At 53.2% G+C, this 13378-nt stretch carries 8 protein-coding genes; 1 reads left to right on the top strand and 7 read right to left on the bottom strand.

Going from position 1 to position 13378, the window contains the following annotated elements; all coding sequences use genetic code 11:
* Positions 1-2: 2 nt before the first annotated feature.
* From rsmA to lptD, 4 genes are read right to left on the bottom strand one after another with little or no spacing between them, the layout of a single operon-like run.
* Positions 3-824, bottom strand: a complete 822-nt coding sequence (rsmA, locus tag HV243_RS20820; RefSeq protein ID WP_003018865.1) for a 16S rRNA (adenine(1518)-N(6)/adenine(1519)-N(6))-dimethyltransferase RsmA — start codon at positions 822-824, stop codon at positions 3-5.
* Complete coding sequence (pdxA, locus tag HV243_RS20815) at positions 817-1809, bottom strand: 4-hydroxythreonine-4-phosphate dehydrogenase PdxA (RefSeq protein WP_053388876.1); 993 nt, start codon at positions 1807-1809, stop codon at positions 817-819. Before pdxA ends, rsmA begins: the two co-directional genes overlap by 8 nt.
* Positions 1809-3095 (bottom strand): peptidylprolyl isomerase SurA, encoded by a 1287-nt coding sequence (gene surA / locus HV243_RS20810; protein ID WP_053388877.1) that lies wholly within the window; start codon positions 3093-3095, stop codon positions 1809-1811. Before surA ends, pdxA begins: the two co-directional genes overlap by 1 nt.
* Before the next feature lie 53 nt (positions 3096-3148).
* Positions 3149-5509 (bottom strand): LPS assembly protein LptD, encoded by a 2361-nt coding sequence (lptD, locus tag HV243_RS20805; protein ID WP_181603871.1) that lies wholly within the window; start codon positions 5507-5509, stop codon positions 3149-3151.
* A gap of 343 nt (positions 5510-5852) precedes the next feature.
* On the opposite strand from lptD, the gene djlA reads away from it, so the two are divergent.
* Entirely contained in the window at positions 5853-6668 is an 816-nt protein-coding gene (gene djlA, locus HV243_RS20800; protein ID WP_046276044.1) for a co-chaperone DjlA, read from the top strand.
* Between the two features lie 95 nt (positions 6669-6763).
* On the opposite strand, the gene rluA is transcribed toward djlA, so the two are convergent.
* The 3 genes from rluA to polB all read right to left on the bottom strand — a co-directional run bounded on the left by rluA (position 6764) and on the right by polB (position 12870).
* The gene (gene rluA, locus HV243_RS20795; RefSeq protein ID WP_016151668.1) at positions 6764-7423 is read right to left on the bottom strand and encodes a bifunctional tRNA pseudouridine(32) synthase/23S rRNA pseudouridine(746) synthase RluA; all 660 of its coding nucleotides are present in this window, start codon (positions 7421-7423) and stop codon (positions 6764-6766) included.
* 11 nt (positions 7424-7434) lie between these two features.
* Positions 7435-10341: an RNA polymerase-associated protein RapA gene (gene rapA / locus HV243_RS20790; RefSeq protein ID WP_053388879.1), complete on the bottom strand. Its 2907-nt coding sequence runs from the start codon at positions 10339-10341 to the stop codon at positions 7435-7437.
* Positions 10342-10518: 177 nt separating this feature from the next.
* Positions 10519-12870, bottom strand: a complete 2352-nt coding sequence (polB, locus tag HV243_RS20785; RefSeq protein WP_053388880.1) for a DNA polymerase II — start codon at positions 12868-12870, stop codon at positions 10519-10521.
* Positions 12871-13378 lie beyond the last annotated feature (508 nt).

The following is a 13378-nucleotide window of genomic DNA, read 5'->3' as shown; positions in this document are numbered from 1 at the left end:
GTTTAACTCTCCTTCGATGGCGCGTTTTCTGACAGATAGTTAGCCATCCGGCAGTATTGCGCGACAGAGATATTTTCCGCTCGCATCGCCGGATCAACGCCCAGCTCTGTCAGTACTTCAACGCTAAACAGGTTGCCGAGACTATTACGTACCGTTTTGCGACGCTGATTAAACGCTTCAGTAGTAATACGGCTCAGCACACGAACATCTTTAACGGGGTACGGCATTGTCGCGTGAGGGACCAGACGCACCACGGCGGAATCGACTTTAGGCGCAGGCGTAAATGCGGATGGCGGCACTTCAAGTACCGGGATCACATTGCAGTAATACTGCGCCATGACGCTTAATCGACCATACGCTTTACTGTTTGGCCCTGCAACCAGACGGTTGACCACCTCTTTTTGCAACATGAAATGCATGTCGGCGATGGCATCAGTATAGGAAAAAAGATGGAACATGAGCGGCGTGGAGATGTTGTACGGCAGGTTGCCGAATACGCGCAGCGGCTGACCCATCGTTTGTGCGAGTTCGCCGAAGTTCATGGTCATGGCATCTTGCTGATAAATCGTCAGCTTCGGCCCTAAAAACGGGTGTGTTTGCAGGCGGGCGGCGAGATCGCGGTCCAGTTCAATGACCGTGAGCTTGTCCAGGCGTTCGCCTACAGGTTCGGTCAACGCTGCCAGGCCCGGGCCGATTTCGACCATAGCCTGACCTTTCTGCGGGTTGATAGCAGAGACAATACTTTCGATCACAAACTGATCGTTGAGGAAGTTTTGCCCGAAACGTTTACGGGCTAAGTGGCCCTGATGGACTCGATTATTCATTGGTATTAACAATCATTTTGATGGCGAGATTAAGCGCCGTAATAAAACTGCCTACATCTGCTTGCCCACGACCCGCAAGTTCAAGCGCGGTGCCGTGATCGACGGATGTGCGAATAAAGGGCAGGCCCAGCGTGATATTCACACCGCGACCAAATCCCTGGTATTTTAGCACGGGGAGACCCTGATCGTGGTACATTGCCAGCACGGCATCCGCGTGGTCGAGATATTTGGGCTGAAACAGGGTATCTGCGGGCAGCGGGCCGTTTAATTTCATCCCCTGCGCACGCAGTTCATCAAGGACCGGAATGAGGGTGTCTATCTCTTCCGTTCCCATATGACCACCTTCACCGGCATGCGGGTTAAGACCGCACACCAGAATATGCGGATCGGCAATGCCAAACTTGGTGCGCAAATCATGATGCAAAATACCGATCACTTCTTTAAGCAGAGCAGGCGTAATGGCGTCGGCAACGGCTCTGAGCGGCAAATGAGTGGTTGCCAGGGCAACGCGCAGCGCTTCAGTCGCCAGCATCATGACGACTTTCTTCGCCTGTGAGCGCTCTTCAAAAAACTCGGTATGTCCGGTAAACGGGATGCCTGCGTCATTGATTACGCCCTTGTGTACCGGACCGGTAATCAGCGCCGCAAACTCACCTTGCAGACAACCATCGCAGGCGCGAGCCAGCGTATCCACCACATATTGTCCGTTCTCTACCGCCAACTGACCCGCGATAACAGGCGCCCGCAGCGCAATCGGCAACAGCGTCAACGTACCTGCTGATTGCGGTCTGGCTGGGGTATCTGGAGAGTATGGGAGGAGTGAAAGCGGTAAACCGAGCATTGCTGCCCGATCACTGAGGAGTGCGGCATCCGCACAGACAACGAGTTCTACAGGCCACTCACGCTGGGCGAGCTGAACCACCAGGTCCGGGCCAATCCCGGCGGGTTCGCCGGGAGTGATCACAACGCGTTGAATACGAGTCATTAGTTGCTCAGAACTTTAACGTAGGCGCTGGCGCGCTGTTCCTGCATCCAGGTCGCCGCTTCTTCCGAGAATTTACGGTTCATCAGCATACGATAAGCTCTGTCTTTCTGCGCCGCGTCAGTTTTATCAACGTTACGCGTGTCCAGCAGCTCGATCAGATGCCACCCGAAAGAGGAGTGCACCGGGGTACTCATCTGGCCTTTGTGAAGTTTGGTCAGCGCATCGCGGAAAGCGGGATCGAAAATATCCGCTGCAGCCCAGCCCAGATCGCCGCCCTGGTTGGCAGAACCCGGATCCTGAGAAAACTCTTTAGCCGCTGCCGCGAAGGTTATTTTACCGCTCTTAATATCAGCTGCGATTTGTTCCAGCTTCAGACGCGCCTGTTGATCGGTCATGATCGGCGATGGCTTGAGCAGAATATGGCGGGCATGAACTTCGGTCACGGAGATGCTCTGGCTTTGACCACGCATATCGTTAACTTTCAGGATGTGGAAGCCGACACCAGAACGAATTGGGCCGATGATATCGCCTTTTTTCGCGGTGCTTAGCGCCTGGGCAAAGATGCCCGGCAGCTCCTGAATACGTCCCCAACCCATCTGGCCGCCTTTCAGCGCCTGCTGGTCAGCGGAATAGGTGATAGCCAGTTTGCCGAAATCGCTACCGTTACGCGCTTCGTCAACAACAGAGCGCGCCTGACTTTCAGCCGCGTTAACCTGGTCAGAAGTTGGGTTTTCCGGTAATGGGATCAGAATGTGGCTCAGGTTCAGCTCGGTGCTGGCATCGTTTTGGTTGCCGACCTGCTGCGCCAGAGCATCCACTTCCTGAGGCAGGATAGTAACGCGACGGCGAACTTCGCTGTTACGCACTTCAGAGATGGTCATCTCTTTGCGGATTTGGTTACGATAGGTCGAATAGCTTAAGCCATCCTGTGCCAGACGGCTGCGCATCTGATCCAGCGTCATGTTGTTTTGCTTGGCGATGTTGGCAATCGCCTGATCCAGTTGCTCGTCAGAGATTTTAACACCCATCTTCTGACCCATCTGCAGGAGGATTTGATCCATGATCAAACGTTCCAGGATCTGATGACGCAGCGTGGCGTCGTCCGGTAATTGTTGACCAGCCTGACCCGCATTAAGTTTTACTGACTGCATTAAGCCATCGACGTCGCTTTCCAGAACGACGCCGTTATTGACGACGGCTGCGACTTTATCGACTACCTGTGGGGCAGCGAAACTGGTATTCGCGATCATGGCGATACCGAGAAGCAGCGTTTTCCAGTTCTTCATACTTTTTCCATTTCAATTAACCGCAAAGCGGATTACGTTGTAAATCAATCAGATCATAAAGAGCTTTGATACGGTAAAATGTTCGAACGCAACATTTGGTTGGTGCCGAGACCGTAGTTGGAACTCAGGCCGCGTAGTTCGATATTAAAGCCGATCGTGTTGTCATAAATCGCGTGCTGCTGTTTGTCATCCCAGCCGTTCAGCTTACGTTCGTAGCCGAAGCGAATGGCGTAACAGCAGGAGTTGTACTGCAGGCCCAGCATGGAATCTGCTTCTTTGTTCACGTTGGTATCAAAGTAGTAAGCCCCGACAATCGACCAGCGATCGGCGATCGGGAAGCTTGCTACCGCGCCCACCTGTGAAATCCCGTTTTCATATTGTGGTTTAGTCACATCACGGGAAGGCACTGCAGCCTGAATATACTCCGGGCTGGCATAACGGTAGTTCAGCTGCAGCATACGGTTTTCGTCGCGACGATATTCGATGCTGCTGTTGCTGGTTGCGATGCTGTCCAGACGGGTATCGTACTGGACCCCACTGCGTAAACCCCAGCGATCGGAGATGCGCCAGTAGGTGTCACCTGCCCATACCAATGAGCCTGTTTTGTCGTCATTCTCCCATTCGATATGGTCATCGCCGGTGCGAGACTCGGTGAAATAGTAGATTTGACCCACAGAAATATTAAAACGTTCAACGGCAGCGTCATCATAAACGCGAGATGTGACCCCGGTCGTTACCTGGTTGGCAGACGCGATGCGGTCCAGACCGCCATAGGTACGATCACGGAACAGGCCGCTGTAGTCAGATTGCAGCAGGGACGAGTCATAGTTATAGATATGACTTTGGTCGCGATACGGTACATACAGGTACTGCGCACGGGGCTCCAGCGTTTGGGTATAGCCCGGCGCTAACATGTTCATATCGCGCTCGAAGATCATCTTGCCGTCAACTTTAAACTGCGGCATGACGCGGTTGGCTGAATCATCGAGCTTGTTAACGTTACTCGGATTGCTGTTGTACCAATCCAGGTTAGTCTGCTGATAGTGAGTTGCCAGCAGTTTCGCTTCGGTATTGATACTTCCCCAGTTATTCGACAACGGCAGATTAATTGTTGGTTCAAGGTGAACACGCGTCGCTTCTGGCATGTAGTCCTTGGTATTAACGAAATGGACCGCCTGCCCATAAATCCGGGTATCAAACGGGCCCACATCATTCTGGTAGTAGTTGACATCTAACTGTGGCTGAGCGGAATAACTACTTTTGTTCTGGTCATCAAAGATCTGGAACTGCTTGGTCGAAACCGTCGCATCAAAGTTTTGTACCGCATAGCCGACGCTGAATTTTTGCGTGGCGTAGCCGTCGGTACTGGAACCGTATTTATTATCAAAATCGTTAAAGTAGCTGGAGTCACTGACCTTGGTGTAGTTAACGTTAAAACGCCACACCTGATCCATTACACCAGAGTGTTGCCAGTAGAACAGCCAGCGGCGGGAATTGTCATCCTTCGGATGTTCATCCTCGTACACTTTATCGGAATTCAGGTAGTCGAACTCCATCAGACCTGCGCCCGCCTGGGTGAGGTAGCGGAATTCGTTCTCCCACATGATACCGCCACGACGGTGCATATAATGCGGCGTGATGGTGGCGTCCATATTGGGCGCAATGTTCCAATAATACGGGAGATAGAACTCAAAATAGTTATTGGTAGAGTATTTTGCGTTCGGGATCAGGAAACCAGAGCGACGCTTATTGCCGACGGGTAACTGTAAATAAGGACTGTAAAAGACCGGAACCGGACCCAGTTTAAAACGGGCGTTCCAGATCTCTGCGACCTGTTCTTCACGGTCGTGAATGACTTCGCTACCGACGACGCTCCAGGTATTGGAACCTGGCAGACAAGAGGTGAAGCTACCGTTTTCCAGAATGGTATAGCGGTTTTCCCCACGCTGCTTCATCAGATCGGCTTTTCCGCGCCCCTGACGGCCTACCATCTGATAATCACCTTCCCAGATGTTGGTATCTTTGGTATTCAGATTAGACCAGCCCTTCGGCCCCTTCAGAATAACCTGATTGTCATCATAATGGACATTGCCAAGCGCATCGACGGTACGAACTGGCTCCGGCTGGCCTTCTGCCTGCTTCTGATGAAGCTGCACTTCGTCGGCCTGCAGGCGGCTGTTACCCTGTGCGATGTCCACATTGCCAGTAAACACCGCGTCATCCGGGTAATTCCCTTTCGCGTTGTCAGCAGTGATGGTGACGGGTAATTCATTGGTCTCGCCCTGTACCAGAGGACGGTCATAGCTTGGCACGCCCAGCATACATTGTGAGGCGAGATCGGCTGCCAGACCCTGATGGCTATAGAGGGCGCTGGCAATCATGGTGGCCAGAAGAGTGGGAATACGTTTTTTCATACGTTGTATTTATTGTTCCATCATCAGTAGCGTCGCGCGTGACAAACGGTCACAGCCTAACTTATCTCATCTTCACTTCGCTAGTATTAATCCTGCCCATTTTATCCCGCCACCTTTCAAGCTGCATCTTCGTTCCAGACGAATTGGTCACTGCGTTGCCGCCTTGTTGCAACTCGAAATCCAACGGGTATAGCGTTTGTGGTGTTAGGCACGGCATAGAATGACAGGTATGATAATGCAAATTATAGGCGATGTCCCACAATTGACCGCAGCCGTAAATCGGTAAAAGCACCTTATATTGTGGGACATATCCTGGCAGAGAGCAGAAAGATTTGGGGAGTCTATGCAGTATTGGGGAAAGATAATTGGTGTCGCCGTGGCCTTAATGATGGGCGGCGGCTTCTGGGGTGTGGTTCTGGGCCTGTTAGTTGGCCACATGTTCGACAAAGCCCGCATGCGCAAAATGGCGTGGTTTGCCAACCAGCGTGAACGCCAGGCGCTGTTTTTTGCCACCACTTTTGAGGTGATGGGGCATCTGACCAAATCCAAAGGTCGCGTCACGGAAGCCGATATCCATATCGCCAGTCAATTGATGGATCGAATGAATTTGCACGGTGACTCGCGTACCGCCGCGCAACATGCCTTCCGGGTGGGAAAATCGGACAATTACCCATTACGTGAAAAAATGCGTCAGTTTCGCAGCGTCTGTTTTGGCCGCTTCGATCTGATCCGCATGTTTCTGGAGATTCAGATCCAGGCGGCTTTTGCCGATGGGTCGTTGCATCCGAACGAGCGTGAAGTGCTGTATGTGATTGCTGAAGAGTTGGGGATCTCACGTACCCAGTTTGATCAGTTTCTGCGCATGATGCAGGGCGGCGCCCAGTTTGGCGGCGGATATCAGCAGCAGTCCGGCGGCGGTGGCTGGCAGCAGACGCAACGCGGTCCGACGCTGGAAGACGCCTGCAATGTGCTGGGTGTGAAAGCGACCGATGATGCGACCACCATTAAGCGCGCATACCGTAAGCTGATGAGCGAGCACCATCCGGACAAACTGGTGGCGAAAGGCCTGCCGCCAGAAATGATGGAAATGGCGAAGCAAAAAGCGCAGGAAATTCAAAAAGCTTACGAGTTAATTAAAGAACAGAAAGGTTTTAAATAATCGTTATGCCGGGTGGCAGCTAGCGCCTTATCCGGCCTACGTTAATGACTGTAGGCCGGGCAAGCGAAGCCCACCGGCCTAAATGGGACCTGCGTTTAAAAATCTGCCGGAACTTTAAACGTCATACTGTTGCCGTATTCGGGATGCGTGATAGTTAACATCTCTGCGTGCAGCAGCAGGCGCGGCGCTAACGCCAGGGCCTGTGGCGGGGCGTAGAAGCGGTCGCCCAGAATCGGATGCCCTAATGCCAGCATATGCACACGCAACTGGTGGGAGCGTCCGGTAATGGGTTTGAGCACGACCCGGGCGGTGTTATCTTCCGCGAACTCCACCACTTCATACTCGGTCTGCGCCGATTTTCCGGTCTCATAACACACTTTCTGCTTTGGCCGATTCGGCCAGTCGCAAATCAGCGGTAAATCAACCAGCCCCTCGGCCGGAGCGGGATGTCCCCAGACGCGTGCGACATACTGTTTCTTCGGCTCGCGTTCGCGAAACTGGCGCTTTAGCTCGCGCTCTGCCGCTTTAGTTAGCGCCACTACAATCACGCCGCTGGTTGCCATATCCAGACGATGTACGGATTCAGCCTGCGGGTAATCGCGCTGAATACGCGTCATCACGCTGTCTTTGTGTTCATCCAGACGACCCGGCACGGACAACAAGCCGCTCGGCTTGTTGACCACCATAATGTGCTCATCCTGATACAGGATAACCAGCCAGGGTTCCTGCGGCGGATTATAGTTTTCCATCCCCATGTCAGGCTCCGTTACTGATGCGTCACGACGATCAGGCGCAGGGCATCCAGACGCCATCCCGCCTGATCCAGGCTTTCCATCACCAGCTGACGATTGCTTTCAATGGCGCTGAGTTCGTCATCACGGATGTTCGGGTTAACGGCACGCAGCGCTTCCAGACGGGAGAGTTCAGCCGTCAGCTTCTCGTCCGCTTCTTTGCGCGCCGCGTCGATCAGCGCGCGGGCCGATTTTTCTACCTGCGCTTCACCGAGTTGCAGAATGGCATGCACATCCTGCTGTACGGCGTTGACCAGTTTACTGCCGGTGTGGCGGTTAACGGCGCTGAGCTGACGGTTAAAGGTTTCGAATTCAACCTGCGCGGCAAGGTTGTTGCCGTTTTTGTCCAGCAGCATGCGTACCGGGGTTGGCGGCAGGAAGCGGTTTAACTGCAGCTGTTTTGGCGCTTGCGCTTCAACGACGTAGACCAGTTCAACCAGCAGAGTACCGACCGGTAATGCTTTGTTTTTCAGCAAAGAAATGGTGCTGCTTCCGGTGTCGCCGGAGAGGATCAGATCCAGACCATTACGGATCAGCGGATGCTCCCAGGTAATAAACTGCGCGTCTTCACGCGACAGGGCAACATCACGCTCAAACGTAATGGTACAGCCATCTTCCGGCAGCCCTGGGAAATCCGGCACCAGCATATGATCGGACGGTGTCAGCACGATCAAATTGTCGCCACGGTCATCCTGATTAATACCAACGATATCAAACAGGTTCATGGCGAAGGCGATCAGGCTGGTATCGTCGTCCTGTTCTTCAATACTCTCAGCCAGCGCCAGCGCTTTTTCGCCGCCGTTAGAGTGGATCTCCAGCAGGCGATCGCGACCTTGCTCCAGCTGTGCTTTCAGCGCGTCATGCTGTTCGCGACAGGTTTTGATCAGATCGTCAAAGCCATCGGTGTTTTCTGGCTCAGCCAGGTAGCCGATCAGATTGTTATATACCGTGTCATAGATGGTACGTCCGGTCGGGCAAGTGTGTTCGAACGCATCCAGACCTTCGTGGTACCAACGCACCAGCACGGATTGCGCGGTTTTTTCCAGGTATGGAACGTGGATCTGGATATCATGCACCTGACCAATACGGTCCAGACGGCCAATACGCTGTTCCAGCAGGTCCGGATTGAACGGCAGATCAAACATCACCAGATGGCTGGCGAACTGGAAGTTACGCCCTTCGGAGCCGATTTCAGAGCACAGCATCACCTGGGCGCCGCTATCTTCTTCGCTAAACCAGGCCGCAGCGCGGTCACGTTCAATGATCGACATCCCTTCATGGAATACGGCGGCGCGGATACCTTCGCGCTCGCGCAGAACCTGCTCCAGTTGAAGCGCAGTGGTGGCTTTCGCGCAGATAACCAGTACTTTTTGCGAGCGGTGGCTGGTCAGGTAGCCCATCAGCCATTCCACGCGCGGGTCAAAGTTCCACCAGGTGCCGGTGTCGCCTTCGAATTCCTGATAAATCTGCTCCGGGTAGAGCATGTCGCGCGCGCGGTCTTCCGCACTCTTACGCGCGCCCATAATGCCGGAGACTTTAATGGCCGTCTGGTATTGGGTTGGCAACGGCAATTTGATGGTATGCAGCTCGCGTTTAGGGAAGCCTTTCACACCGTTACGGGTATTTCGGAACAGCACGCGGCTGGTGCCGTGGCGGTCCATCAGCATCGAAACCAGCTCCTGACGCGCGCTCTGGGCGTCTTCGCTGTCGCTGTTTGCCGCTTGCAGTAACGGCTCAATGTCCTGTTCGCCAATCATGTCACCTAACATGTTCAGCTCATTGTTACTCAGCTTGTTGCCAGCCAGTAACATGGCGACGGCGTCGGCGACCGGACGGTAATTTTTCTGTTCTTCAACAAACTGGGCGAAATCGTGGAAGCGGCTTGGATCCAGTAGACGCAGGCGCGCAAAGTGGCTTTCCAGGCCCAGCTGTTCCGGCGTTGCGGTCAGCAGCAGGATGCCTGGTACGCGCTCTGCCAGCTGTTCAACGGCCATATATTCACGGCTGGGCGCGTCTTCGCTCCACACCAGGTGATGGGCTTCATCGACAATCAGCAGATCCCACTCGGCATCACACAGGTGCTCCAGACGCTGTTTACTGCGACGGGCAAAGTCCAGCGAACAGATAACCAACTGTTCGGTTTCAAACGGGTTGTAGGCATCGTGCTGCGCTTCTGCATAACGCTCATCATCAAACAGCGCAAAGCGCAGGTTGAAACGACGCAGCATTTCGACCAGCCACTGGTGCTGTAACGTCTCCGGGACGATGATCAGCACGCGCTCCGCGGCGCCTGACAGCAGCTGTTGATGCAGGATCATCCCAGCTTCAATGGTTTTACCTAAACCCACTTCGTCTGCCAGCAGCACGCGAGGGGCATGACGACGGCCGACATCATGGGCAATGTTGAGCTGGTGGGGGATCAAGCTGGTACGTTGGCCACGCAAGCCACTCCACGGCATACGGTACTGCTCGCTCTGAAATTTACGTGCGCGATAGCGCAGCGCAAAGCGGTCCATACGGTCAATCTGGCCGGCAAACAGGCGATCCTGGGGTTTACTGAAAACCAGTTTGCTGTCGAGCAGCACTTCACGCAGCGTTACACCGGTTTCTTCGGTATCAAGGCGGGTTCCGATATAGGCAAGCAGGCCGTTTTCTTCTTTTATTTCATCGACATGCAGTTGCCAGCCTTCATGGCTCGTAATCGTGTCACCAGGATTGAACATCACGCGGGTCACGGGGGAATCACTGCGCGCATACAGACGGTTTTCACCCGTCGATGAGAAAAGTAAAGTGACGGTTCGCGCATCCATGGCGACAACAGTACCAAGTCCCAATTCGCTTTCTGTATCGCTGATCCAGCGTTGACCAAGTGTAAAAGGCATATATGTTCGGCTCTATATCTTTAATTGCAGGCAATACTCGTCATTTTCCGGGCTAGTCCCCGTTATTGAGAGCATATGACCCCGCTACCAGGCTAATAAATCAGTGGTAGGGGTGTTAAATGGGTCCAGGAATGGAAAGGGCGCTATGGTACTGGATGGCGGCGGTTTCGTCACGCGTCAAAATAACCCCAGTTGTCCTGTGAGTAGTGTAGCAAAATTATCGTCAATAAAGGGAAGAATTCCCTCGGCAACCGGCTGGATCTGGCGGGTCAGATAATGCTCGTAATCAAGTGCAGATAGCTGATAATCAACAGGTTCAGGTCCATTTATCGTCCAGACATATTTAATCGTGCCACGATTCTGATACTGCTGAGGACGCCCCAGTTTGACGTTCTGCTCATCGGCGAGCCGTGCGGCGCGAACGTGCGGCGGAACATTCCGCTGGTATTCGCTCAACGGGCGGCGCAGGCGTTTGCGGTACACCAGGTGTTCATCCAGTTCACCCGCCATCAGACGGTCGATAGTCTCGCGAACAAACTCTTGATAAGGCTCGTTACGAAAAATTCGCAGGTACAGCTCCTGCTGAAACTGCTGGGCCAGCGGCGTCCAGTCGGTTCGTACCGTTTCCAGACCTTTAAAGACCATGCGTTGCTCAGCGCCCGACTGAATCATTCCGGCGTAGCGTTTTTTGCTGCCGGTATCTGCACCGCGAATGGTCGGCATCAGAAAGCGACAAAAGTGGGTTTCAAATTCCAGCTCCAGCGCGCTGGTCAGGTTTTGCTGCTTCAGCGATTGCGCCCACCAGTTGTTGACATAGCTCACCAGCTCCCGACCAATCCGGGCCGCATCGTCTTCCGAGTGCGCCTTTTTAAGCCAGACAAAGGTGGAGTCGGTGTCGCCATAGATGACGTCGTAACCCTGAGCCTCAATCAGCGCTTTGGTCTGACGCATGATCGCGTGACCGCGCATGGTGATAGACGAAGCCAGCCTCGGGTCAAAAAAACGGCAGGCGGTGGTGCCAAGCACGCCGTAAAACGCGTTCATGATGATTTTCAGCGCCTGTGAGAGCGGCTTATTGCCGCGGCGTTTGGCTTCATCACGCCCATGCCAGATCTGGGTAACAATTTCCGGCAGACAGTGCTTTTCGCGTGAGAACCAGGCGTCAAGGAACCCCTCGGTACTGTGTTCCCGATCCGGCTGTGCCATCCCTTCGATAAGTCCCACTGGATCGATCAAAAAAGTACGAATAATTGACGGGTACAGGCTTTTGTAATCCAGCACCAGCACGGAGTCGTACAAACCCGGGCGCGAGTCCATCACGTAGCCACCGGGGCTGGCGTGCGCGGGAACTTCCCCCAGATTCGGTGCCACATAGCCCGCCCGGTGCATTCGCGGTAGGTAGAGATGGCCGAAGGCGGCAACGGAACCGCCGTGCCGGTCGACCGGCAGGCCGTTTACCGTCGATCGTTCCAGCAAAAATGGCATGATCTCGGTTTTATGAAAAATACGCGTGACCAGCTCACAGTCTTTGAGATTGTAGGTGGCGAGCGCGGGTTTATCCTGGGCAAACCGGCGATCTATTTCGTCCATCCTGTCCCAGGGATTATCTATCGACTTCCCTTCGCCCAGCAGCTCCTGTGACACCGTTTCCAGTGAAAAGGATGAGAAATTCCAGAATGCGGATTTAAGCGCCTCAATGCCGTCGATAATCAGGCGACCTTTAGCCTGCGCGAAGAATACGCCATTTTTGAAGCCATGTTCGCGCCACTCCAGCTCGCTATTGTCACGGCCAAAACGCAGGGGAATGCGGTAACGTTCAGCATGCTTTTGCAGGACGCGTAAATCGAATTGCACGACGTTCCAGCCGATTACCACATCAGGATCGTGACAGGCAATCCAGTCGTTGAGCTTTTCCAGTAACTGCGGGCGGCTTGCGACGTATTCAAGTTCAAAATCCAGCGCTGAGGCATCGCCGTTTGCCGGGCCGAGCATGTAGACAATACGCTGCCCACAGCCTTCAAGGCCGATACAGTAGAGTTCGCCGTGGCGCGTGGTTTCGATATCCAGCGAGACCCATTTCAGCGGCGGTCGATAGTCAGGGTTCGGCTTCAACCGGGCATTAACCAGCGTACCGTTATGTCTGTCGCCTTCAACCCAAACAGGCGAGGTGATAAAACGCTCCATCAGATACCGTTCCGGCGGACGCACGTCGGCCTCGTAGACGGTAATTGCGTTTTCACGCAGGAGCTTTTCCAGCCGCATGAGCTGGCGATGTGAGCGGCAATACAGGCCGGAAACGGGCTGGCGGTGGAAGTCTTGCAATTGCAGCGGCGTCAGACGATAGCCGTTTTCATTGCGTAATAATGACGCTACACGGGGAACCTGACTGACAGGAATAAACGCGACCGACTCCTGAGGCGCGAGCGTGACCTGTAGCGGCCCGTCGTCCGTAGCCAGCCAGAATGTGACCTCAGTTCCCTGCGGGGTGTCCCGCCAGTGCCGGGTTAAAATAAAGCCTGCCTGCGCCACGCTGCGTACCCATTAAAAAACCAGGCATTATTATAGCCTGGTTTACACGATTGTACTGTTATTTTGTACAGTTAAAAATGAGAACTGCGGGCAGTTATTGTGACAGTAACAGTAAAATGCCCTCCGCAGTAAAAGTGTTACAGGATAGAGTTTGGTATTTAATAAATGAATGCCTTAATTGAAAGCTCTTCCTTTAATTATTTTATTGGCCTGTCATGGCTATTTGGATCTATTATTCTTTTGTAATTATATTTGTTTCATAAATTGGAAGTCCGTTTCAGGATTTTTATGTCATTTTCGGAATCGTGCTCGTATGGTTTTGTTACTCATCCCTCGGTTCAGGAAAAATGGTTATTTTTTTTATTTGTTTTTATTCATGGTTAGTGTAACTATTTTAATCAAACACTCGGGTTACCAGGTTGAATATAATATATTTTTATGGCTTGCTATTGTCTGGATAAAAACGGATTTTCGGTTCGATTTCGTCGGGAATATCTCTCTGTATAAT

This window comes from Citrobacter sp. RHBSTW-00599, assembly GCF_013784065.1.
Classification (GTDB): Bacteria; Pseudomonadota; Gammaproteobacteria; order Enterobacterales; family Enterobacteriaceae; genus Citrobacter; species Citrobacter braakii.
This window is presented reverse-complemented; position numbering and strand designations above follow the sequence as displayed.

Bases quoted from the DNA above. Each gene is read 5' to 3' on its own strand.
- rsmA (WP_003018865.1), bottom strand. From the start codon at position 824: ATGAATAATCGAGTCCATCAGGGCCACTTAGCCCGTAAACGTTTCGGG.
- pdxA (WP_053388876.1), bottom strand. From the start codon at position 1,809: ATGACTCGTATTCAACGCGTTGTGATCACTCCCGGCGAACCCGCCGGG.
- surA (WP_053388877.1), bottom strand. From the start codon at position 3,095: ATGAAGAACTGGAAAACGCTGCTTCTCGGTATCGCCATGATCGCGAAT.
- lptD (WP_181603871.1), bottom strand. From the start codon at position 5,509: ATGAAAAAACGTATTCCCACTCTTCTGGCCACCATGATTGCCAGCGCC.
- djlA (WP_046276044.1), top strand. From the start codon at position 5,853: ATGCAGTATTGGGGAAAGATAATTGGTGTCGCCGTGGCCTTAATGATG.
- rluA (WP_016151668.1), bottom strand. From the start codon at position 7,423: ATGGGGATGGAAAACTATAATCCGCCGCAGGAACCCTGGCTGGTTATC.
- rapA (WP_053388879.1), bottom strand. From the start codon at position 10,341: ATGCCTTTTACACTTGGTCAACGCTGGATCAGCGATACAGAAAGCGAA.